26 protein-coding genes and 4 pseudogenes are annotated in these 22,460 nt (G+C 62.9%); 4 read left to right on the top strand and 26 right to left on the bottom strand.

What is annotated here, in order from left to right:
• Positions 1-258: 258 nt before the first annotated feature.
• Positions 259-706: pseudogene (locus tag IPI01_18180) on the top strand (acyl-CoA thioesterase).
• A gap of 75 nt (positions 707-781) precedes the next feature.
• Here the strand turns inward: IPI01_18180 and IPI01_18175 are convergent.
• The 4 genes and pseudogenes from IPI01_18175 to IPI01_18160 all read right to left on the bottom strand — a co-directional run bounded on the left by IPI01_18175 (position 782) and on the right by IPI01_18160 (position 2,735).
• Positions 782-1,087, bottom strand: a complete 306-nt coding sequence (locus IPI01_18175) for a hypothetical protein (protein ID MBK7259685.1) — start codon at positions 1,085-1,087, stop codon at positions 782-784.
• Between the two features lie 19 nt (positions 1,088-1,106).
• Positions 1,107-1,913 (bottom strand): prolyl oligopeptidase family serine peptidase, encoded by an 807-nt coding sequence (locus IPI01_18170; protein MBK7259684.1) that lies wholly within the window; start codon positions 1,911-1,913, stop codon positions 1,107-1,109.
• A 13-nt stretch (positions 1,914-1,926) separates the two neighbouring features.
• On the bottom strand, positions 1,927-2,151 hold the full coding sequence (locus IPI01_18165; protein MBK7259683.1) for a hypothetical protein: 225 nt from the start codon (positions 2,149-2,151) through the stop codon (positions 1,927-1,929).
• A 42-nt stretch (positions 2,152-2,193) separates the two neighbouring features.
• Positions 2,194-2,735, bottom strand: a pseudogene (locus IPI01_18160) (carbonic anhydrase).
• A 199-nt stretch (positions 2,736-2,934) separates the two neighbouring features.
• Between IPI01_18160 and IPI01_18155 the strand changes: the two are divergent.
• Both IPI01_18155 and IPI01_18150 read left to right on the top strand, forming a co-directional pair.
• Entirely contained in the window at positions 2,935-3,279 is a 345-nt protein-coding gene (locus IPI01_18155; protein MBK7259682.1) for a glycosyltransferase, read from the top strand.
• Positions 3,176-3,538, top strand: a complete 363-nt coding sequence (locus IPI01_18150) for a hypothetical protein (GenBank protein MBK7259681.1) — start codon at positions 3,176-3,178, stop codon at positions 3,536-3,538. Before IPI01_18155 ends, IPI01_18150 begins: the two co-directional genes overlap by 104 nt.
• A gap of 172 nt (positions 3,539-3,710) precedes the next feature.
• On the opposite strand, the gene IPI01_18145 is transcribed toward IPI01_18150, so the two are convergent.
• The 21 genes and pseudogenes from IPI01_18145 to IPI01_18045 form a co-directional block, all read right to left on the bottom strand.
• A complete protein-coding gene (locus IPI01_18145; GenBank protein ID MBK7259680.1) occupies positions 3,711-4,535 on the bottom strand; it encodes an FAD:protein FMN transferase in 825 nt (274 codons plus the stop codon).
• Positions 4,532-5,845, bottom strand: coding sequence for a TIGR03663 family protein (locus tag IPI01_18140; protein MBK7259679.1), 1,314 nt, complete (start codon positions 5,843-5,845; stop codon positions 4,532-4,534). The genes IPI01_18145 and IPI01_18140 overlap by 4 nt, the downstream gene beginning before the upstream one ends.
• Positions 5,803-6,087, bottom strand: a complete 285-nt coding sequence (locus IPI01_18135) for a hypothetical protein (protein MBK7259678.1) — start codon at positions 6,085-6,087, stop codon at positions 5,803-5,805. The genes IPI01_18140 and IPI01_18135 overlap by 43 nt, the downstream gene beginning before the upstream one ends.
• The gene (locus tag IPI01_18130; protein MBK7259677.1) at positions 6,084-6,644 is read right to left on the bottom strand and encodes a hypothetical protein; all 561 of its coding nucleotides are present in this window, start codon (positions 6,642-6,644) and stop codon (positions 6,084-6,086) included. Before IPI01_18130 ends, IPI01_18135 begins: the two co-directional genes overlap by 4 nt.
• Positions 6,645-6,910: 266 nt before the next feature.
• Positions 6,911-7,420 (bottom strand): hypothetical protein, encoded by a 510-nt coding sequence (locus tag IPI01_18125; GenBank protein MBK7259676.1) that lies wholly within the window; start codon positions 7,418-7,420, stop codon positions 6,911-6,913.
• A 4-nt stretch (positions 7,421-7,424) separates the two neighbouring features.
• The gene (locus tag IPI01_18120) at positions 7,425-8,225 is read right to left on the bottom strand and encodes a hypothetical protein (protein ID MBK7259675.1); all 801 of its coding nucleotides are present in this window, start codon (positions 8,223-8,225) and stop codon (positions 7,425-7,427) included.
• Positions 8,216-9,418 (bottom strand): hypothetical protein, encoded by a 1,203-nt coding sequence (locus tag IPI01_18115; protein MBK7259674.1) that lies wholly within the window; start codon positions 9,416-9,418, stop codon positions 8,216-8,218. Before IPI01_18115 ends, IPI01_18120 begins: the two co-directional genes overlap by 10 nt.
• 191 nt (positions 9,419-9,609) lie before the next feature.
• Entirely contained in the window at positions 9,610-10,695 is a 1,086-nt protein-coding gene (locus tag IPI01_18110) for a Gfo/Idh/MocA family oxidoreductase (GenBank protein MBK7259673.1), read from the bottom strand.
• Positions 10,667-10,759, bottom strand: coding sequence for a twin-arginine translocation signal domain-containing protein (locus IPI01_18105; protein ID MBK7259672.1), 93 nt, complete (start codon positions 10,757-10,759; stop codon positions 10,667-10,669). Before IPI01_18105 ends, IPI01_18110 begins: the two co-directional genes overlap by 29 nt.
• Positions 10,760-10,769: 10 nt before the next feature.
• Positions 10,770-11,141: a DUF1080 domain-containing protein gene (locus tag IPI01_18100; GenBank protein ID MBK7259671.1), complete on the bottom strand. Its 372-nt coding sequence runs from the start codon at positions 11,139-11,141 to the stop codon at positions 10,770-10,772.
• Entirely contained in the window at positions 11,113-12,612 is a 1,500-nt protein-coding gene (locus IPI01_18095; protein MBK7259670.1) for a DUF1080 domain-containing protein, read from the bottom strand. Before IPI01_18095 ends, IPI01_18100 begins: the two co-directional genes overlap by 29 nt.
• Positions 12,531-13,058: a HEAT repeat domain-containing protein gene (locus IPI01_18090; GenBank protein ID MBK7259669.1), complete on the bottom strand. Its 528-nt coding sequence runs from the start codon at positions 13,056-13,058 to the stop codon at positions 12,531-12,533. The genes IPI01_18095 and IPI01_18090 overlap by 82 nt, the downstream gene beginning before the upstream one ends.
• Positions 13,059-14,135: 1,077 nt before the next feature.
• Positions 14,136-15,390, bottom strand: a pseudogene (locus IPI01_18085) (Gfo/Idh/MocA family oxidoreductase).
• Between the two features lie 7 nt (positions 15,391-15,397).
• On the bottom strand, positions 15,398-16,564 hold the full coding sequence (locus tag IPI01_18080) for an MFS transporter (GenBank protein MBK7259668.1): 1,167 nt from the start codon (positions 16,562-16,564) through the stop codon (positions 15,398-15,400).
• A pseudogene (locus tag IPI01_18075) lies at positions 16,561-17,615 on the bottom strand (Gfo/Idh/MocA family oxidoreductase). Before IPI01_18075 ends, IPI01_18080 begins: the two are co-directional and overlap by 4 nt.
• Before the next feature lie 232 nt (positions 17,616-17,847).
• Positions 17,848-18,336, bottom strand: a complete 489-nt coding sequence (locus IPI01_18070) for a DUF1080 domain-containing protein (GenBank protein ID MBK7259667.1) — start codon at positions 18,334-18,336, stop codon at positions 17,848-17,850.
• A gap of 111 nt (positions 18,337-18,447) precedes the next feature.
• Positions 18,448-18,669, bottom strand: coding sequence for a hypothetical protein (locus IPI01_18065; protein MBK7259666.1), 222 nt, complete (start codon positions 18,667-18,669; stop codon positions 18,448-18,450).
• A 45-nt stretch (positions 18,670-18,714) separates the two neighbouring features.
• Positions 18,715-19,065 (bottom strand): hypothetical protein, encoded by a 351-nt coding sequence (locus IPI01_18060; protein MBK7259665.1) that lies wholly within the window; start codon positions 19,063-19,065, stop codon positions 18,715-18,717.
• A gap of 128 nt (positions 19,066-19,193) precedes the next feature.
• Positions 19,194-19,991, bottom strand: coding sequence for a HEAT repeat domain-containing protein (locus tag IPI01_18055; protein MBK7259664.1), 798 nt, complete (start codon positions 19,989-19,991; stop codon positions 19,194-19,196).
• Positions 19,988-20,281: a hypothetical protein gene (locus IPI01_18050; GenBank protein ID MBK7259663.1), complete on the bottom strand. Its 294-nt coding sequence runs from the start codon at positions 20,279-20,281 to the stop codon at positions 19,988-19,990. Before IPI01_18050 ends, IPI01_18055 begins: the two co-directional genes overlap by 4 nt.
• Before the next feature lie 2 nt (positions 20,282-20,283).
• Complete coding sequence (locus IPI01_18045) at positions 20,284-20,661, bottom strand: hypothetical protein (GenBank protein ID MBK7259662.1); 378 nt, start codon at positions 20,659-20,661, stop codon at positions 20,284-20,286.
• Between the two features lie 142 nt (positions 20,662-20,803).
• On the opposite strand from IPI01_18045, the gene IPI01_18040 reads away from it, so the two are divergent.
• Positions 20,804-20,989 carry a hypothetical protein gene (locus tag IPI01_18040; GenBank protein ID MBK7259661.1) on the top strand — a complete coding sequence of 62 codons (186 nt, stop codon included), beginning with the start codon at positions 20,804-20,806 and terminating at the stop codon, positions 20,987-20,989.
• 857 nt (positions 20,990-21,846) lie between these two features.
• On the opposite strand, the gene IPI01_18035 is transcribed toward IPI01_18040, so the two are convergent.
• Complete coding sequence (locus IPI01_18035) at positions 21,847-22,305, bottom strand: hypothetical protein (GenBank protein MBK7259660.1); 459 nt, start codon at positions 22,303-22,305, stop codon at positions 21,847-21,849.
• Between the last annotated feature and the right edge of the window lie 155 nt (positions 22,306-22,460).

Genomic DNA, 22,460 nt, shown 5'->3' with positions numbered 1-22,460 from the left:
CATCGGGTTCTGGAGCAGCGTGATGAATCCGGCACAACAGAGTGCCGGGATGGAGCGGAACAGACCGTTCATGATCACCCCCGGTAGAAAAAAGAGAAGTAGTGATGTCCGTGTGAACGTGCAGGTCCCGCAACGGCGGGCGTCCGCGGATCACTGAAGATACCTCACGCCCCAACCAAGTGCAATCGCACGGCGCTTCTCTTCTCTATTCTTTGTATCTTGATGATGGTATCCCTGAATTGACCATCGGAAATATCTATGAATTCCCCCACCCGACAACCTCACAGTCTGCAGATCAGCCTGGCCTTCACCGTGCCTGCATACGATATCGACGCCATGGGGATCGTGAGCAACATCGTCTACGTGCGCTGGTTCGAAGATCTGCGCACGGCATTCCTCGAGAAGTATCACCCGTTGAGGGTGATGCTCGCCGCCGGGGTCACGCCGATCCTTGCACACACGGATATTCACTACCGATGGCCCATCACGATCCAGGACCAACCAACGGGTGAGGCGTGGATCGAAACGATGGGGAGGTCGAAGTGGCAGATCGGCTTTGGAGATCCGTGCCGGCGAGAAGGTCTGCTGCACGGGGACGCAGGAGGGGATCTTCGTGGATCTGGCAACACGGCGGCCGGTTCCGGCGCCGGCCGAGCTTATTGCAGCATACGAAGCAGCATTGAAGGGGGCAGGCACCGATGCGTGATCGCCCTGTAGCCACCGTGATGTTCTGAAGCGAAAGGACGGCATGTGCCGTCCTTTTCTGCTTCCATCAGACGCCTCAGTTGTCTTTCTTCTTCTTCCGCCTCGTCAACGCAATGCCGCCGAACCCGGATATGACAGCGATGTAGAAACCCAGCTCGTACCACCACCCGGTATTCCGGACCTCATAAATGTGGATGGAGCTGTCGAAGAAGCCGACGATCAGCGAAATGGGCGCGATCCATCCATGCCAGATGCCTGAGAAGAACCCTGCCGGTTCATTCTCCGAAAAGGACTGTCCGCCGGGGAAACATCCCGCCATGATGAATGCGCAGAACAGCAGGACCGCGAGTGCAATGAGTGGTATCTTCAATGTTGAGAACATCGATCGTTCCTCCAAACTGTCAGTGCTTTTTCTGTGCGAACAGCCACGCAATGAATGATGCTGAGTTGTAGGTGTTGTCCCAGGAATTGTGCCCCGTTCCTGCGACCTCGGTGTACTTCGCCTGCGGGTTGACCTTCATCAGGGCTTCGGCAGCCTTGCGCGACTGCCCCACGGGCACGACGTTGTCCATCTCGCCGTGGAAGATCCACACCGGCGTCTTCGCCAGTTTCTGTGCCGTCCGCTCAAATGCCGTTGCCTCATCGCCGGGCGCCACCACATCCACCGGATGCCAGTGCTCACTCCACGGCGTGATCCAACCGCAAATGGGGACCACGGCTGCGAACTTCTCCGCGAAGCGGTACCCGAGATAGAATGAGCCATTCCCGCCCATCGACAACCCGGTGAGATACACCCGGTCCGCATCCGTGGCATACGCCTTCAGGGTCGTTTCGAGCGCCAGCATCGCCGCTTCAGCCGGATCACCCGACCACATCGAATCCGGCGGCACCTGCGGCATCACCACGATGGCCGGATACTTCTTCACATCGCCGCGTATCACGGCGGGCAACCCGACCTGCGTTTGCAGCAGGCCATCCTTACCGCGCTCGCCGGCACCGTGCAGGAACAGGATCACCGGCCATTGCTGCTGCGACGCATACTCCGCCGGCACATAGACCTGATACTTGTATGTCGCCCCCTTCACATCCACCGTGCGGTTGAGGAATCCCGTCTCGACCTTTCCCTGCGCATCCGATTGCTGAAGACCAGCGACCATGAGACTTCCTCCTATCAGCATTGCCAGCACACCGCGTTTCGATCGTGTCATGGTACCACCTCTGTCATGAATCATGTTTGTTCTGTGATGATCCCGCATCTCTGGCATGGAGAGCGCTTCCGAGCCCTGCACCGATCGCAACGCCTATGCCAAGCCACAGCCCCATATCGCCCGTTGCAGCGCCGACGCCCGCGCCGATGGCAACACCGACGCCTATGCTCACGGCGAGCGCCCGTCCCTGCTGACGTTTCTTCGCACCTGTTTCCCCGGTATCCTTCGTCTCTTCCACAGTTACTCCTGTCTGCGTTGGTGAATGCCGGTGGCCTGACCGTCAGCTTTCGCGGATCATGTAGAGCCGGTTGTCTTCCATCCTGTAGATCATCGGTGCCACAAGGATCGCGGGATACCGCGACCGCAGCCGCTGCACTTCGCTGAGGATGAAATCCACTTCGTTGGTCAGTTCGAACATCGGAGCGAACGTGTTGAAATGCTCCTCGGCGGCCTGGAGCGTCCATCCCGCATGTTCAACGAGTCCGTCGACGAAAGTTGCCGTCGCGCAACCAGGTTCACCATACCACATTGGTCGTGCCCCACCAGCGCGATGCACCGCACACCGCCGACCCCGATCGCATACGACACCTTGAACTCGCTGTAGCGGAGGTTCGCGCCGCCCGAACGGATGATGTACGCGAAGTTGTCCGGGATATGCAGGTGCTTCCGGTTGTCCATGCACATTCCGATCAACAGCTGCGAATTCGTGTAGGTCTGGTATGGCCGGTCCAGGTTGTGGTACTCCAGCATGTCCGCGATCGGTGTGCCACGGTACTGTGCCGGAATGTCGGCCACAATCTCAACCGCACATAGTCGTTCCATCAGGACCTGTGGTTTTGTTCCGGAGCAATGATTCACGCAGGAAACCGCGGGCAGGCCGATCCCCGGCCGGAGACTACAGAAGCAAACACAATATCCCACCGTTTCATTCCAAAGTCAAGGACGACCCGGTCTCGATCGATGGCTGGAACGGTGATGAAAAGGGGATATTCACAACTCTTTCCCGTATCTTATCCCTACAATGGAGCTATCGATCATCATACCGGCCTACGACGAAGCACGCAAGATCGCTGCCGATGTAGACGCGGCCGGCATATTCCTCGCCGACAACAACATCGCCGGCGAGATCATCGTGGTGGACGACGGCAGCACGGACGGCACGGGCGATGCCGCCCCTGCGGGGATGCTGCAGTTCCGCATACCCCTCACGGTGATCACGCTCCAGCACCACGCCGGCAAGGGCGCCGCGGTGCGCAGGGATCATGAAGTCCGAGGGGATGTTCGTGATGTTCGCGGACGCTGGACTGACGGTGCCGTACGCCGATGCGCTCCGGGGACTCGCGCTCATAAGGAGCGGACAGTGTGAACTCGCGCATGGCTCGCGCTGGCTGCCGGAAAGCAGGATCGAGAAGGCACAGGACCCCTGGCGGCAGACGCTCTCCCGCATGGTCCGGTGGTTGCTCCGCCGCGCACTCTCTCTCCCGGAGAACCTCACCGACACACAGTGCGGCTTCAAAGTGTACAAGGGCGATGTCGCCCTCTCCCTCTTCTCCCGCTGCACGACCGAACATTTCCTCTTCGACGTGGAAGTGCTCGTCATGGCTCTCATACAGGGCACCGCGTGACGGAGTTCCTGTGTCATGGAGCTGCGACAGGGACAGCCGCCTGAACGTGCGCACCCATGCCATGCAGGTCCTCACCGACCTTCTTGCCATCCGGCGCGTCAGCCGCTTTCCCACCGTAACTGACCACCCGTTCGCCCGACGCACCATCGGCCTCAATGACAATGGCCTGATGTCACTGCGCGAGCCACAGAATGCAGCGATCTCCGACGTGGACATCACCATGAACGCCGTGGAGAGCGCATCGCTCTCCGTTGCCGATGGCACACACACCAGGCCGCATGCCGGCCGCCCACCGGCTGGTGGGTCCGCGTGTCGATGATGTGACGGCCTTCTTCATGCCCGATCCGCTCAACGCCATCGCATCGAGCGTGAACTCCCTGAGAACGCGCGACGGATCCGCAAAGCTGCTCGCCGTCACCGGCCATGCGTGGCCATATCCCTTCGCGGTGCTCGTCCCGCCATGGACGAGCGCAGCATCGACACCCCATTCATGCAGGAGCTCGATGCACGCATCCACGGCGTAGCCTTTTCCGATCGCCCCCGGATCGATCCGCGGCACATGGTCGCCCACCCCCACAAGATAGGTCTCTTCATCCAGTGCGAGGAGGTGCATGCCGGACCGGCGGACAGCTTCTTCGACCTCGCGGGGATCAGGATCCTTCAACGACCTGTCCGGCGCCACCCATGCATCCATGAGCGCACCCAAGGTGATGTCGATTGCCCCGTTCGTGGCTCTCCAATACTGTTGTGCGAGTTGCAGACAGGCAAAGGTGTCGGCGCTGACGCGCGTCTCTCCGCCTGGTGGAAGATTGTTGATGCGTGCGATGTCGCTGTTCGGACGGTACCGGCTGAGTTCCTGCTCCAGCCTGTCGATCTCATCGAAGGCGGCCTGTGCGGCGCCGGCAGCGAAGCCGGGATCCTCACCAGCGATGAACACCTCAAAGAGGGTGGCCATGGCATGATGGGAGTGCCGGTGCATGGCAGGCGCGGTCATCATTTCCCTCCGGAGCGTTGTCCCAGCTCGCGCAATGCCAGCGTGGTGTACACACGGATCTCACGCCCCGGACGGACGTAGGCCGGCCTGCCGAAGAGCGTCACGTACAACGGCCGCTCACCCGGAGCCGCGCGTTCATACAGTGCGGCCGTGAGCGCCATTTCGAGCTCAGGCGATACCAGCACGATATCCGCCCGGGGCAGCGAGTCGGGAACCGAAGACCACCAACCTGTATGCGATATCGTCCGGAGGTACCACGGCATCGGCCAGTAGTCGCCGTCCTGGTAATATACCACCACGTTGACCGGCGATGCAGATGCCGCCGCCAGCGCACTCACGGCTTTGCCGATCTCGACAACATCACCTGTCGGATGTGCGTAGACATAGGGATTGCCGGGCCGGTCCGCCTGCGCGAACGATGCACTCCAGGCTTCCCATCCGAGATGGACCACGATCCCCGCCACGAGTACGAACCGCACCGCGCGCATCCGGTCAGCCCCCGCAACGAACGATTCGATGCCGCTCCCAGCCATGATGATCAGCCCGAGCAATGGAGTGAGCATGACCCACGGGGTCTTATACGGCATCACCGAAATGATGACAAGCGTCAGGACCGTGGCGATCGCCGTGGCTGCGCGGAACACGGCCGTGGGATCGCCAACCGTGAATCGTTCCTTCCACACCCGCACGAACCCTGCGCCGGCGAACAACAGGATCCCGGCTTCGGTCCACAAACGCCCATCGGGCGCGTGCGACCACCCCAGTATCTGCAGATAGTAATACCAGGGATGAAGATGGCGACCGGTCGTCCCTGCACGTTCCACATACACCGCGAATGTGTCGAAGGCATCCAGCACACCCCGGGGGTTCCTGCCGAACGAGGAGAAGAGCGCTATGATCACGATGAGCACTGCCCCGACGGCAATGAGCGAGTGCGCGAGTGGGGGTAATGACGACCTCACGCCCCGTCGCCTCTGCATGAACCACACGGCGATGCATGCCGCCCCGACCACCCCGAACGTGATGACGCTCGTTTCTTTCGTCGCGAACATGAGTCCGGCAGCGATGCCCGTGAATGCAGCCCATCCCCTCGTGCGCGCTTGTGTGTAACGGTAGATACCCGCGACAAAGCACAGCGTGAAGAAGATGAGAAGCATCTCCTGGATGTAGTAGCGGCTGTAGAACACCATCGCAGGAGAGACCGCGGCCAGCACGGCGGCCCACACGGGCCAGCGCGTACGGTGAGGATCGAACAGGAGGAACACCGCGATCAGGAGGATACCACACACGGCAGGACGACGCGCATGTGCCACTCCTGCAGCGCAGCGTACGTGCGCACGCCACTCACCCACGCAGGAATGAGCGTGAGATAGTTCAGCGTGGGACCGTGATACTCGTAGGGGTCGTACCGGTAGTCGCCGGACTCGAGGAGGGTACCGAACTTGACCGCATGCACGGCCTCATCGGTGTGCATGGGACGGACGGCCAGGTCCGGCAGGCGCAGGAGCGCGCCTGCCAGGAGCACGGCCAGAAGGATCAGCGCACCACGGTTCATTTGACCGTTTTGCCGAATACCTCAACTTCGATATAATGATTCAGCTCGTTCGCGGTGTTGCCGCGGCTGTACAGTCGCACGTACCGCCCCTGTACACCCTTCGCATCGATCAGCTTTCCTTCGGAGGTCTCGATGTAGCTCATGTCCTTGCCCACGCCGCGGCCCGCCGTGTTGTCGATGTCGTTGTTGAAGATCGTCCGCACGTTCGTCACGAAATCCGGATCGTCCGCGACCTGCACGATGACATCATGATACACCACCGCCTGCTTGTGGAAGTGCCACATGACCACGGCATAGATGGTGTGCTGCGTCTTGAGATCGATGGTGACGTACTGCAGCTTCGGCCTGAGTTCCACGTAGCTTCCCTCGGCAGCGTCCTTGTCGCCATCGGTGACCATCGTCAGCTCACCGATGGTGGGCAGTTCGTCGGAACTGGTGACCGGCTTGCCGGCCGCCACATTCTTCGTCCCTGCGGGGGCGATGAACGCCGGACGCGGCTTCCCGAGAGGCTTCTCGAGGTTGGGGACGGCGATGTTCGTCGGTGTCCCGACGAACATGGGCTTGGGCAGCTTGATGTCAATGGGCACGAGCTGCTCGTTCCCTGCCGGGGCCGCGGTCTGCGGTGCGGCCTGTTCGGTCGTGCCTGCCGGCTGCGACGGCGTCGCCTGCTGCTGGTCCCCGGCGGGTGCCGGTGCCGCGGTCTGTCCGGCTGCAGGGGTCTCCTGCTTCTCCGGGGTCTTCCCGCATGCAACGATCATCAGTGCCGCTGCCAGCACCAGTGCAATGATGAGTACTCCTGTAGTCTTCACTGTTTGTTCCTCCATCAACCTTGATGTGTTCCTGAGAGCGTCAGTAAGATACGAATATATCCGTGAAGAAGCGCCAGCACCATCAGCGCGAGAGCGCTGTATCCGTGCAGCCCGATCAGACAGTGCTCCCCCTCCGTACCGAACAGGGGGAAGAGCGAGAGAATGATCGACAGCAACAACGGTAGTGCAAGCACGAGGATGAGCCAGTACAACGCGCGCGCTACCGCCGACAGCGTTACGGCCCCGTACAGGTTGCCGGTCCGCACCACCTGCGCAAGATGCGGGAGATCTTCTTCACGCACCTGCTGATCGTGCGACCAGAGGAGCGATGCTGCCGCAAGAGTCAACGCGAACAACGGGGCGGCGATCATGTGGATCAACAGAAGCGTCCCGGAGGGCGACGACGCCGTGAGCACCGCCGGGATGAACCCGGTGATGGCAAGAATGCATGCAAGGACCGCCGACGAAAGATACGCTGCCTGCCGCGCTCCGGCGATGGTCCGCGGCCACCACCCCTTCCCCACCGCATCACCGGTAGTGAATGCCGAACGTACCGCGGTGATGATGACCTGCCGCGCGCCGTACCCACGAGCCGAAACGGCGCCGGGCATCGCGCGCGATCAAACCCTTGACCGTGACGGCAACGAGGATGCTGATGATCGCGAATGTCATCGCGCACCTCCCTTGCCGAACGCGCGTACAACGTACCCGATCCCGCGCATGATATGCAGCAGCACGACCGCCGCGATGATGAGGAATGCGAGGATGATGAACGCCTTGAGCACCGGACGGAAATAGAAGGAGGTGGAGCAGCCACGGATACACCGGCCCCTGGTCCTGGAACGCGGTCATGCTCGCCGTGGTGTCGTCGCCTGCAAAGAAGGGCGACATGGAGAGAACGGTGCCCGCAAAGAACGGCCCGCCGGGCGCATGACAGTCGTCGCATCCGCGCGCACCCAGCGACTGATCCTTCGGACGCACATCATGCGCGATGGGCCAGAGGTACGGCTGCGCAGCGTCACCATCGCGGCTGAGGAGTCTTCCTTCCGACGACATCCGGAACACCCGCCCACCGCTGATGTACACCGGATCACCGGCCCTGCTGTCCATCGCCGACAGACCGCGCAGTACCTTCGCCACTTCGTCGCTTGTGAACCGGGGCCAGCGGCCGGGAACGTACGTGCTGTCGCCTTCATGCAATGCAGCGATGAGCGGCTTCACGCGATCGGGCAGCACGGGAACCACGGCGGTGTCTGTTGCGAATGCCCAGTACGATGGCCACACGAGGTTCGATGGCTCATACACGCCATCGGCGTCCTTCACGTACACGGGCGTGGTGATGTGCGGCAGGGCATCGTCGTCACGTGATGCTTTCGGGATCCCCAGCGCATGCGCGCGAGGGTCTTCACCAATGTGGTCGCATCCTCAGGCATCGGACCTGAATGACAGGTGGTGCACGAGAGCTTCTCGAAATGCACCGGGGGTATGCCTTTGTGCTCCGGATGCGGCGCGCGCCGGCGTCCGCCGGTCTCCGCGTCACCGAGATGGCACCCGCGACAGGTGAGCGTTGCATGCGACCCCTGCACGGCCTCGCCTTCATACCCGCGCACCATCTGGTGGTCGAGCCCGTTCCGGTGGCAATCCACGCAGATCATCCCCGCACTGATGTGCACATCCCCGTCCTTCTGCCAGCGCTCTTTCACACTGGTATCGATGACCCTGGACGAGTGACAGAAGTAGCACTGCGACGGCGGAATGGAACGCACGGCCTGGAACAACACCTTGCCCGACGCATCGAACTTCCCGGCGTTGTAGCGCACACCCGGCGGTACCTTGTCCGACGCCTCGGGCGGTACGCTGGTGAACATGTCGAAGTTATCCGGCATCTCACCTGCCGACCCCTGCACCATCGCGAAGCCGCCCGATGCGACCGGTGCCCACCGGAAGTTCTGCCGCGCTACCTGCACGCCGTACTCGGCCGGATGCTGCGCCGGATCGGCATTGTGGCAACTCTGACAGTTCACATCGAGCGAGCCGGAGATCTCCCAGCGGACGTAGTCGCGCTGGTCCCGCTTCTCTTCCATCTCGCCTACCCCGCCCCCCGGCACATGACGCCCGAAGGATTTCAGGAAGCCGAGCGTGGTGAGTCCGAATTGCCCGGGCTGGAACGTCCCTTTCCACGGACGATAGGAGAGCGGCACCTGCACGCCCGCCCCGCGATCCACCAGGATCCACGGTTCGCCCGGACGTCCGGTCGCCGCACCCGAATCCGCCGCATTGAAGTGCCAGCCGTGACGGATCTTCGCATAGTCATGGCACTTGCCGCACGTGGTGCGCGGGGAATACGGCATCGCCGGCGTATCGCCCGGCGTGATCAACACGCCGTTCTCATCATAGATGCGGATGAGATGCACGGGAGCGGAGCGCGTGCCGTCGGGCGCATCACCGATGAAGTCCGGTTTCTGCGCGAGGGCCGGAGCCGTCGCCGCCATGCACAACAGGATCACTGATCGTAGGGTCATGGTGCGCATCCTGTCAGATCCTGAATGCCGACGGTTCGAGGGTCACTTTCGCGCCCCGCTCGATGGCATCATTGATACGCAGCACGGTCACAGCGGTCTCGTAGCCGATCTCCGCCGGACAGTTCAACGGTTCTTTCCCCGCACGGCATTGAAGAAGTTCTCCAGATGCGGCTGGTGCGGATCGTCGAACTTCACCGGGATCTCATGCGCCGGCGGCGAGGGGTCTCGCGCACATCCAGCACCGCCTCGCTCGCTGCCTTCTTCGGTTCGGCCGCGGGGGCCTTCAGATAGCCCATCGATACCCATTTCTCCCATTCCGGCGCCGCGGGTTCGCGGTACACGCCGCCCCGCCCACCCGACTCGGAGATGGCAAGCGTTCCCTGATCGCCCATGAACGTCTCGAAGTACCCCTGATTGCTGTTCGTGGACAGCGTCTGGTAGAACGCGCGCACCTTGCCGGCCGGCGTGTTATACTCCAGCGTGGCAAGCACGGTATCGTACCACTCGTGCGTGGCCTTGTCGTAGTAATCCGTCCCACCGCTGGCTACGATGCTGTGCGGATTGGTGCCAAGGAACCACGAGAAGATGTCGATCTGGTGCGACCCGAGGTCGACGATGGGCCCGCCGCCCAGGCCTTTGTACCACCGCCAGTTGCGGAACTGGTGCATGGACTTGAACCCGAACGGCTGCAGCACGGCCTGACCGACCACTGCGTCCTTCGGCCAGCGGTTGTCCGGCTGCACGGAGCGGTTCCACTGTCCGTTGATCGCAGTGATGCGCCCGAGGAGCTTCGCGTCCTTGATCAGCTTCTTGTAGCAATGCAGATAGCGCGGATTGCTTCGCCGCTGATGACCGATCTGGAGGAGCTTTTTCGTCTGCCGCGCGGCCATCACCATCCTGCGTGCACCGTCGAGAGTATTGGACATCTCCTTCTCGCAGTACACATGCAGACCGGCGTTGAGACACGCCACCGTATGCTCGGCATGCCAGAAGTCGGGCGTGGCAATGAGCACCGCATCCAAACCCTTCTCCTTCGCAAGCATCTCGCGGTAGTCGATGTACGCGTTCGCCTTGTGCCCGAACTTCTGGAGCATGCGGTGTGCACGCCGGAGGTTGTACGCCTCCCAGACGTCCACGACCGCCCGGAAGCGGACATTCGGGATCTTGAGACAGGCGTTCATCAGCACCTGTCCCTGCGCACCCGCACCGATCAGCGCGATCTGCAGGTCATCGGATGGGGACGGTTCTTCACCGCCCAGGGCCTCGTCGTGAGGCAAGCAGCAGTCCCGCACCGGTCGCTGCCGCATAGCGGAGAAAACTCCGTCGTTGCATATCCGTCATCGTCGCGTCTCTACTCCAGTTCTCGGATCGTGATATTCCTGTACTCCACCCGGGTGCTGTGGTTCTGCAGGCCGATGAAGCCCTTGCGCCGCTTGAGCCCGGGATGTTCCTTTTCTTTATCCATATGCTGCAGCAGATCGGTATCAATGGTGGTGGTGCCGTTCAGGACGACCTTAACATGCGTCGCCTGTGCGGTGATCTGCATATGCTGCCATTCGCCGGCGCGTTTCGTGGCACGCGAGGACGGCGCCTGCACGGCGTAGATGCTGCCGGTGTACTGCCATGGCTTCAGCGTAGCATACACCGGTGCATAGTCATCCAGCACCTGGATCTCCATCCCCACATAGGCCGGATCACCCTTGTGCGGGGAACGGAGGAACACGCCGCTGTTGCCCGGCGGCCACGACCTTGAAGTCGAGGTCGAGCTGGAAGTTGTCGTATTCCTTCAACGTGGAGAGCCAGCCGCCGTGTTCCCCGGTGGTGTAGAGAATACCATCCCGCACGCCCCAGGATTCCGCCTTCCCCTCGATCACTTCCCACCCGGTGAGGTCTTTTCCGTTCAACAGCGGGATGGCCTCGCCGGAGACGGTCTGCTTCCGCGGGATCTCCCGGATGAACACATTCCGGAAGTACAGCGGACTGTTATGCGATTGCAGCTCGATCTGTCCGGACGGAAAGATCGGGATCGAGCGGTCCCAGTAGTTCTCCAGCGGCACATTGTCCACCACGAGCACGTTGTTCAGCCGCACGGTCACACGGTCGCCGATCATCGTGATCCGGAAGGTGTTCCACTCCCCGATCGGTTTGTCGGCGATGACGAGCGGATGCGACGCACCGCGCTGATTATTATAGAGGCCGCCCGAACCTTCCGGCCACTGCGCCGGATCCCAGATCTGCACCTGCGGACTCCCGCGGAGATAGACCCCGCTGTCTCCGAGCTTCTCGATCTTCCAGTCCACAAGCATCTCGAAGTCCATGTAGTCCTTCAGGGTGCAGAGGCTCTCGCCCTTGCCGTCGAAGACCAGGACGCCATCCACCACCGACCAGTGCGCACGCATGCTCGAATCCGCCTTCGCCTGGGCAGCAGCGAGTTCTTCCGGCGTCATCTTCGCGCGCACACCGGGGTTCTCCACGAGCCCCTTCCAACCGGTGAGGTCCCTGCCGTTGAACAATGGCCGGAATCCTTCCGGCGCATCGTTCAGCCCTTCGCGCGCATCGAACATGCGCGACGCCTGGGCACGGAAATGCGACTTGATGCGCGGCTCGATGAGCCGCCGTACCGCATCTGCGGAACGGGGGTCGTTCTGCGTCTTCGCGATCTTCCAGGATGCAGCGGCTGCTTCGAGTCCGAGGGAATCATCCTCGATGTACGGCACCAAGAGCCGGAGAGCATCAGGCGAGTTCAGGTTCGCAAGCGCACCCAGCACGAGCCGCTTCTCTTCGATGCGTTCGGCGGCCGCAAGGGTCCGTTCGTGATACCGCACTGCCGTTACCGCGCTGCACGGGGATGCCTCCACAAGACGGACGCAGGCACGCAGCGCAAGCACGCGCACGGGGAGTTTCTCCTTGCTGCGCGCGAGCACGATGAGGCTGTCGAATGCTTCCAATGATGACCAATCCGTGAGCGCACGCAATGCCGCATCCTTCGTATCGGGGTCTTTGCTCTTCCCCTGTTCGGCTACGACACGCAATGCACGGGTTCCCCCGATGCGCGCGAGTGCTTTGAGCAGGTCCGGCCGTTCGGCCGAAGCGGCCGTGGCGAGCCGGTCGATCACCGGAACAGCACGCGCCTCACGGTCGTGGTTCCGCTCTTCCACCATCGCCAGGCTCTTTGCGGCGAGGGAACGATCCACATCGGACTTTCCTTTGGCAACGATCTCAACGAGTGCACCTGCTTCCGCCGGTGCGAGGATCGAGCCGAGGGCCTGATCGCTGCACCACGGACCGGTGCGCGGGTATCGCTCGTAAGGGCAAGCACCGGCGCCGACGGCACCGGGGCCTTCATGGACCCGAGGAGATCCAGCAGTGCCACCGCACCGCGCGGACCGACACCGGCAAGCGCGGCCGCCGCCGGGGCTGCGACCTGTGCAGCGGGGATGCGTGCCAGGGCTTCCCGTACCGCCGCAACATCGGCAGGTTCATCGGTCTTCTTCAGGCGGTCCAGGAGGGCCGGCACAGTCTTCTGTGGATCGAGTTTCACCGACGCGTTGATGGCGGCGTTGCGCACCATCGGGTCGGCGTCGTTGATCGATGCGATGGCCGCGGCACTCGCGGTCGGATCGCCACGATCCCCGAGCATGTTGAGAATGCGCATCCGCACAGGTGCGGGGGCCGTGCAAGCTGACCCACCCACCGTGCGGTGACCGCTGACCCGGGACCCGGTTCGCGATGCGCAACACACCGCCCTGCACCGCCGCCGATGTATCGGCAAATGCTGTGACCAATTTGTCGAGAGCCTTTTCGCCGTTCACACGCACAAGGAGTTCGAGGGCTGCAACACGGTAGGCTTCTTCATCAGGGGATGCGGTCGCCGCAAGGACATCCGTTGCGATCTTGTTCGCTGCGGCACCGTCACTCAGGGCAAGCCGGCGTTCTGCGTACGTGAGGAGCCTGAGGAGGCCTGCAGCTCTGTTCCCCACAGGCTGTGTGAGCACGGCACGCAGGGTGTCTTCCGCGCGCGGATCGCCGATGCCGGCCAGCGCATCCAATGCCGCTACGGAACGCGAACGCCACTCATTCCGCGATTCCTCAAGCAGAAGCGGCGTCGCCGCTGCCGTGCGCATCTCGCCAAGAGCATGGATGAGCGTGAGGCGTGGCTTCCCGGCAGAGGCCGGCAACGCGTTCAGGAAATACGTCCCCGCAGTGCCGCCAATGGCAAGCATGGCCTGCGTTGCGGGTTCGCACAACCGTTCGTCACCAAGGTACCGCGACAGCGGCTCGAGCGATTCCGCACGGCCGGCGGACTTCAACTGTTCCATCAGGAACACGGCGTGCTCCGGTCCGGCAGACTTCTGCAGGGCACGCGTCACGGCCGCGGTGAACAGCAGCCGCTCGGCTTCGCTGCCGCGGCCGTTCACGTACGACGTCAATCCGCTGACCGCATACACGGCACGCAGGGAGGTGGCGCTGTCGCGGTCGGCGACCTTCGCGCACAACTCCTGAACGGCTTCCGGGCCGGCCGTGATGAGCTCGCCGGAGATCCACCGCGCTTCAAGCGTATCCCGCGCGGGAAGTCGGCCGGTCAACTCGGCGACGGTGAACTGCTGCTTCGCTGCCGCCGGCAGCGACGTTTGCGTGGAGCCGCAGCCGGCAATGCCTGCTGCGAGGCCCGCGAGGACAAGGACCATTCTGATCTGCTTCATCGGGGCGTTCTCCATCATTGCAGTGTCCATGGTGCGCGCATGGGCTGGTCGATGAGGCGGTTGGCCGCATCATCGCCAGGACAGCGCTGGGTGACCGGATCGAACTGGATGCGGCGCCCGAGCTGCCAGGCGATCTTCGCCAGGTTCACGAGCGAGGCCGAGCGATGAGCGTTGCGCTCGTTCAGCGGGAAGTCCTTCCGCGTGCGCACGGACTCCCTGAAGTCCGTGATCGGCGGCTCGTGGTCGGGCATGGAGGCAACGGCATCCTTCACGCCGGGCACGCTGCACCGCATGTCCTTGTACAACGCCCCTTCGGGCCTTTCCAGGAACGCGCCGTCGCCGGTGTTGTTCACGCCGTCCAGAATGATCTCCGTACCGTCGGCGTACCGGATGGTGATCTTCCGGAACGAACCGGCGGCATCGGGATGCTGCTGATCGGAATCGGGGATGATGTCCACCGGACTCTCATTGTCCTTCCCGAGAATGTACTGCACGGGATCGATGTAGTGCTGACCCATGTCCCCGAGTCCGCCGCCATCGTAATCCCAGTACCCGCGGAAGGTCGGCACGCGGTGGGGGTGATACGGTTTGTACGGCGCCGGGCCGCTTGCCACATCATAATCCAGTGCTTCCGGGATCCATTCGGGAGTGAGGTCGGTCTTGCCACCCAGTAGAACTTCCATTCGAAGCCGGTGGCGCCGCTGATCGTGGCGCGGAGCGGGTTCCCGAGAATGCCGCTGTCCACGATCTTCTTCATGTCGCGCACCATCATGCCGCAGCCGTAGAAGATCTCCTTGGAATAGCGGAACCAGGTGTTCACCCGCAGCACGCGTCCGTGCGTGCGCACGGCTCGATGAGTTTCTCGCCCTCCGCGATGGTGCGTGTCATGGGCTTCTCGCACCAGATATCTTTCCCTGCACGTGCCGCGGCGATGGCCATGAGCCCGTGCCAGTGCGGCGGGGTAGCGATGTGCACGACGTCGATGTCCTTGTTCTCCAGGAACTCCCGGAAATCGTGGTACCCTTTCACGCCGGTACCGCCGACGCGCACCCCGTGCTGGAGGTGGTTCTCGTCCACATCGCAGACGGCGATCAGACGGTCGCCCGTTTCACCGAGATGCCAACGGCCCATGCCGCCGATGCCGATGATGCCTTTGGTGAGCTGATCGCTGGGAGCGGTGAAGCCCTGTCCGCCCAGCACATGCCGGGGACGATCGTAGCAGTCTGCCGCGGCCGCCTGCTTGAGGAATGAACGGCGTGAAGATCCCATGATGCACCTATCCTTCGTTGCGCCGGCAGCGGCCGGCTCCGCGTTCTGAAGAACATCGTGAAGACCACCAGATCACCCGGCGATCACCGCGGGATGGCCCGGAAGTTCTGCCACTGCGCCATGCCGCCGCGATGAGCATCCCGATGCCGTACGTCATGAGCACCAGGAACCCCTGTGCCTGCCCGCGGATGGCGGGCGTCGAGACCTTGTCCACGTAGATCTGGCCGGTCACGAAGAAGAAGTCGTAGCAGATGCCGTGCAGGAGGATGCCGCCCATGATCATCCAGACAACGCTGGCCGGCGCGGCGAGAGCGAACAGAACGTAGCGGAGGACCCAGGCAAGCATGCCGATCACGAGCACCCACTTGATGCCCATCCACCGGAAGAAGAGCGGCAGGGCCAGGATGAACAACGCTTCGGACATCTGTCCGAACGACATCCGGAACGCAGGGTTCTCACACCGCTGGTGGACACGTACACCGGTGCGTACGCATAGTACGCCGAGAGCGGAATGCAGATGAGGAACGAGCCGACGATGAACACGGAGGAACGACGGACTCCAGAGCTTGCCAAGGGCATCGATACTGGCGATCTCTAGGGAAGGAGACTGCCTTCTGGGTGAGGGCGGGGTGGGGGGAGGAAGAACGCATACACGCCCATCACGAGTCCGGCGATGCCCGCAACCCGCAACGGCACGTCGGTCTTGTCGGCGCCGAGCACCATGCCTAAGCACCCCCGCCACGATCCAGCCGATGGTCCTGAACACGCGGACAACCGGGAACTGCTTCTCCTGATCGGAGATATGATGGAACGCGAGCGTTTGCGAGTCCGACGGTGGGCACGTAAGCGCAGCATGTGCACGAGCAGAAGGATGATGAAGATGCCCGGCCTCTCCTGCGTTCGGCGGCGACCGGTGCAGCAAGCATGGCGATGCCGCCGATGATGTGCAGGACGCCAAGCACCTTCTCCGTGGAGAAGAAGCGGTCGGCGACCATACCGAGGAAGAACGGCGAGACGATCGCGCCGATGGGGTGACGGTGTACGCCCAGTAAGATCCGCATCGCTTCATGCCGACGGCGGCCATGTAGTTGCCGACGGTGACGTACCATGCACCCCAGACGAAGAACTCCAGGAACATCATGGCGCTGAGGCTCGCAAAGTTCGTTTGTTTCATTGTTGCTCCTTTGTCTTCAGATAGACAACTGCGCCGGTGCGGACGGATTCGTCACCGGCAAGCACTATGCGCAAACTGTTCACCGCATCGTTCAGGTGGTCTGTCAGATCCAGGTCCTCCCGGATCGCACGCAGCACATACCGCTGCTCTGCATCGCAGAGACCCTGGTGACCCGGCTCATCGCTCGTGTCAATGGTCAGGTTCTGGTGTGTGACCGCGTCGTGCTTCAGGAGACGGCTTGTTTCGTGTGCGAGTCGATGTCCGAGGAATCTGTATCCCGCTTGTCGGCGATGCTTATGGAACCGTGCGGCCCGATCACATCCTTCACGAAATACGCGGTCTCGCTCATCATAGGACCCCACCCTGCTTCATACCATCCCACCGAGCCGTCGGCAAAGACGACCTGCAATTGACCGTAATTGTACATGTCCTTTGCGATCTCTTCGGTCAGGCGCGCGCCGATGGCCGTAACCCGCATGGGCTCGGCCTGTGTCATCTGACACATGATGTCCACATAGTGAACACCACAATCGACGATCGGCGACATGGACTTCATCAGCCGTTTGTGCACCTCCCACTCGGCCCCGCTGCTCTGCTGGTTCAGGTTCATCCGCATGACCAGCGGCTTGCCGAGCGTGCGTGCTTCTGCGATGAAGCGTTGCCAGGCGGGATGATGCCGCAGGATATAGCCAACGACCACCTTGCGCCTGGCAGTTTATGCCATGCGGGCGATCTCTTCCGCCTGCGCAACCGTCTGCGCCAGGCTTCTCCACGAAGACGTGCTTCCCGGCTTCAGGCACTTCATCACGAGCGCATGGTGGGTATCCGGATAGGTGCAGATGCACACGACATCCGGGAGCGCCTGCCCCATCGCCACGTCCATGTCCGTATACACCGCCGGGTTGCCGGTCTCCGCCGCAAGCCGCTGCGCCCGTGCTTCGTCGCGGTCAACGAGTCCTACGAGGGCGAATCCCTCTACTGCGGCATAGGCGCGGGCATGGGATGAGCCCATGTTCCCGCATCCTATGACGATGACACGCAGATCACTCATGCTTGCTCCTTGATTCAACGTCCGTTTGCGTTCGCGGGCTCGACAAGCCAGATGTTCCGGTATTGCACCGGATCGCCGTGGTCCTTGTGCCGGCACAATCCACCCGGTTCTGGGACAAGGGCGTTCATCGAGCGCGCCGCCGGTAGGGCCGGGGATGGCGAGGTTCTGGTGGATGATGACGCCGTTGTGTCGGACGGTGACCATGGCCGATGCGGTCTTGTTCCCGGCCGCGTCAAAGCGCGGCGCGCGGAAGCTGATATCGTAGGTCTGCCACTGTCCCGGAGGCGCACACATGTTCACGCGCGGCTGTGCCACCTTGTAGATGCCGCCGCATTCGTTGTCCCTCGCCCGCGAGGGCCGTAGCTGTCCAGCACTGGATCTCGTACCGTCCCTGCATGTACACGCCGCTGTTCCCGCGCTCCTGTCCGCGCTTGGTCGGCATGAACGGCGTGCGGAACTCGAGGTGCAGGTCGCAATCGCCGAACGCTTTCTTCGTCACGATCGTCCCGCCGTTCGGCGCGACTTCCATAGCGCCGTCCGCGAGCTTCCAGGCCGCGGGGCGTTCCTCTTTACCGGCAACCTTCCACTGCGAGAGGTCCTTGCCGTCGAACAGCACAACCGCACCCGCAGGCGGCTGCGCGCCCAGGGTCGGCGATGTGCGCTGCACCCTGCGCAGGGTGAAGCTGGCGATGTTGCCGCGGGGCGACGAGCCGTTGATCACGCCATCCCTGATCGAGGCGCGGAAGCCGGGATCCGAAGACGTGGACAGCGCATCACCGTCTTTCCGTAACGGAAGGACGAACCGTTCCGGATCGCGCTGCTCGAAAGACTCTCAGTGACAAGGTGGCTTGATGGGTGTTTTCGCCGTAGGAAACGAGCTGCACGGCGAGCGGAAGGACGGTGCCGGCGGCGGGACACGATATCCCCTCCAATCGCCCATGAGGGGCATCGCCCGCCACGGCTCGCCGACGGCATCTCGTGTCGTGGCGCAGGCAGCGAGGCCGAGCGCCAGGGACACCGGAAGTACGGTATTCAGGATCTTGTTGAGGTTCATGCTCTTCCTTTCAGCGTGTGCTACACTTTGATCATCCGTGTTCTGTTACTTCTTGCCGGTCAACTGTGCGATGCGGGCCAGCAGGTTCTTGCTTCTCTCCACCACCGTCGGATTCGTGGAGGACACGAGACGTTCCAGCAGGGGTGCGATCGCCGCATGGTGGTCCTTCGCGATCGGCTCGGCGATGGTGACGAGCGTGATCTCCGCATCGGCTTTCAACGCGGGCTCTTTCAGGCACTCCGCCGTCATGTCAAATGCCGCGAGCGAAGGCGCAGCACCCATCAGGGCCAGCAACTGCTTCTTCTCTTCGGCATCCTTCGTCAGTCCGAACGCCTCACGGTACCGCCCGAGCTTCGCATCACGGGTGAGCGAAGTATCCAGCCCTGTCGTACGCACGACACCACGCACCGCAAGGTGCGCACGGTGCGGTCGGTGGATGTCGTTGCGAGCGCGTGCAGATCGGTGTATGCTGCCGGCGTCGGCCACTCGGAGAGTGGCGGACGGTCGCCATCATGACCTCTTTGTCACGGTCCTTCAGCGCGGGCACGATCGTCGCGAGACCTGGGGGTACCGATACGCCCGAGGATCCGGATGAGCGACGACCTGTTCACGGTCGTTCGCTGTCCCGGAGCACCGATGACGAGCGGATCGCGCTGCGCGGGATCGTTGACCCTGAGCGCTGTTGCCACGATACTGTTCTCGAGCTCCTTCCGTACGGCGTCCGTCTTCTCGGACTGCAGGGCGCCCAGCATTTCGGGGATGTCGCCGTCCTGGGCGATCAGGCGGAGCGCAAGGGCTGCTTCCTGGCGGACCCTCGGGGTGCGGTCCTGCAATGCAACAACGAGCGGCCCGGCCGATGCCGGCACGCGCCGTTCCCGCATCGCCTTCACCGCTTCGGCCTTCAGATCGTTCTGCGTGCCGCGCAACAGCACGACAAGCGAATCATCGGTGCCCGGAGCGCCGAGCATCGCAAGGCTTTCGCGGGCTTCGCGCTGTTCCTCCGCCTTGGAGGCGACGGCAACAGCGGCCATGGGGCGGACGGCCGCTGCGGTACCGATCACGCGCAATGTCCTCAATGCCGCAACACGCACAGCGGTGGATCTGTCTTTGAGCGCACCCGTGACGATATCACGCATGGCCGGCTCGGGATGCTTCGCGAGTGCCGAGATCAGTCTCACCTTCTCGCCATCGGAGAGCTGCGGAAGCATTCCTGCGATGCGGCGGACGGTCTCGCCGGACGGCATCTGCTGCACTGCTTCAAGCACCGACGTACGCGCAACCTCGTCCTTCCCCGCGAGGATACCCATCACCGCATCGGTCATCCCAAGAACTCCCCGTGCACCACGCCCCGCACGGCACGCGGCACGGAGCGGTGCCGGCATTCCGCGCCGAGGAGGGTGCGATACGCCGCCTGCGCGGCGACCCTTTCACCTGCTGCGGCGGGAGATCTGCCGCGGGTTGCATCCCCTTCGATACACTCTCCCGCACCCACACCGGCCGTGGCTGTGCGGGAAGCTGTGAGGGCATCCAGCGACTGCACGGTGCCGATCCTTCCCAGCGACGATGCCGCGGCGGATGCCAGCGTGGCGTCGAGAGGCGAGAAGCGCTTCAACGTCAGGGTCGTGGGCCGATGCGTCGGTTGCCGATGGTGTTCACGAAGGCGCGATGAGCTGGTCGCCGGTTGCCGCATCCATCGGCATCGAGCGGGACCCGTTCCGACACCTTCCCGGGGAATGCCTTCGAGCCATACCGCGCCACATCGAATGTCTCAGGCTTCTTGAGCATCGCCGCAAGCAGCGGAACTGAGGCATCGGTGCCGAATTCCGCCAGCCGCGTACAGAGGGAACCGCTTCCCTTCCGCCGTGGCCCCGGCCGCAGAGCGCCGTCAGCATTGCCCTGTTTCGACCTGCGTCCGCGCACCGCCGGTGCATTCCCTGCACGGCGCAGACCCTGTCGGGCACGATCATGGATAGCGGCTCGTGCCCGCCTCATACGGGCGATCCCGCGAGGGCGATGCAGCGAATCGGTGTCGCAGCATGATCATCGGGATCGAACGGCCGCGGGGTCGCATCGGCCGGCAGATCGCCGAGGCGCTGGTGCCTCGAGGTAGTGGCCTGCAGCACCGCCGGGTTCCATGAACCTCGTCGTTGTGTCCGGAGCGAGACAGAAAAACACGCCTTCGCGGAAGTTGCGGATCCAGCTGATCGGCAGGTCGCGGTCCGACGGCCGCATGCCGGCGCCGTGCGGTGTGCGGATCGTTGAGTCGATGCGCATCAGCACACAGCAGTTGTCGCGCAGCTTCACCGGTGCGATGCGGTAGAGTTCGTCATGGATCGCTGAAGTTCTTCCGCCGAACGGTTTCGCGCGAGCGGGTGGCCGGGTCTTCGAGGATTCAGCGGGCTGTGCCGTCGCCGGTCAGGTGGATGGCCATCGAACCAGCCGCCGAACATCTCCTTCCTCCCGGCCGGGGCCAGAAGTTGTCCACGGCGGCGTGGATACCCATGATACCGCCGCCATTCCGCGCCGAAGTCCACGATGCTCTTTCGACTGCCGGGTCGGACAACACAGCCATGTGGTATTATTGAAGAGGATGCCGTGGAACTGCTTCCCAGTGGCGCGGGCGGAGAAGATAGTGGTGTCTACGCTGAACGTCTCCTCCAGAAGGCCCCGGTCTTCTTCGCCAGGATCTTCCAGCGTGGCGGTGGCAGTTCGATGGGCTGTGCTGATACCCTGCGAGAGGTGGGACCAGCGGCTTGCGGGGCTTTGCGGGTTGGACGGTCGCGCGGACAGGCGCGGCCGCTTCCATGCGCTGCAGATCCGGCGGCAGGGGATCTCAGCGCCTGCAGGATGTCCGCGGCGGTGAACAGCAGCACCGCGGTGATGCACAGATGTTTGATGATGGTGGAGGTCAGATGTTTCTTTCGCTTGTCAGATCAAGTGATCACAGATGCCAGAAGTACGCATGGTGCGCCGAGAGCCGGTCTGCTTGGGGTCGTTCACGGCCGTTCGGTGGCGGGGTTCCACTGCACCTTCCTCCCGAGCTTCATGGCGATGATACTAGGATGGCCGATCTGTCGACCGGTGCCACTTCCGCCGGGGTGATGGTCTTCGGCGTTGCGCACGCAATCAGGGAACTTCTACGCCGCGCCAACACAAAACTTGACACCGCCGCTTTTTTCAAACTTCGATGGTCGTCGCCCTTGTACAGGGTGGATCTCGTTTGGCCCGGTCCACCGGTGTAGTGACGCCGGGAATCGAGGATTTCGAGGACGCCGCCGCGCTCGACTCCAGATCCATCCTCAGCCCCTCCGAACCGTGGCACGCCTGCGGGCGCCCCTTCGGCTGCTTCGTGCGGTCCGCGACGATCATCGTGAAGCCTTCGGCATACTTGCAGGTGAACGAATACTTCGTGGACGTATCGAACAGCCCATCCGCGGCGTCCGTGTATTCCGCGACCCCTTCGATCTCCACGGGCGAGCTCAACTCCGTGCCCATGCCCCACTGCGCGATGTCACAATGATGGCCGGCCCAGTCGGTGAGCTGTCCCCCGCCGTAATCGCTGATCCACCGGAAGTTCCAGAGCAACTGGTTGGGGATGTACGGCGTCTTCGGCGCCGGACTGAGCCGCCATCTCATAGTCGAAGCCCGGCGGAGGCGTGGTGACATGATAGCCGCCGTTGTCGCTGATGCTGAAGCCATCCGGAAGCCCGACGCGGACGGTATGCACCTTGCCGATGCGCCCGTTGCGTACGAGCTCGCAGGCATACCGGAAAGTTCCTTTCCTCCGAGCG

It is taken from the genome of Ignavibacteriota bacterium (assembly GCA_016707525.1).
GTDB lineage: Bacteria > Bacteroidota > Ignavibacteria > UBA10030 > UBA6906 > JAGDMK01.
Note: the sequence above shows the minus strand (reverse complement) of the source record. Positions and strands in the feature narration are given on the sequence as shown.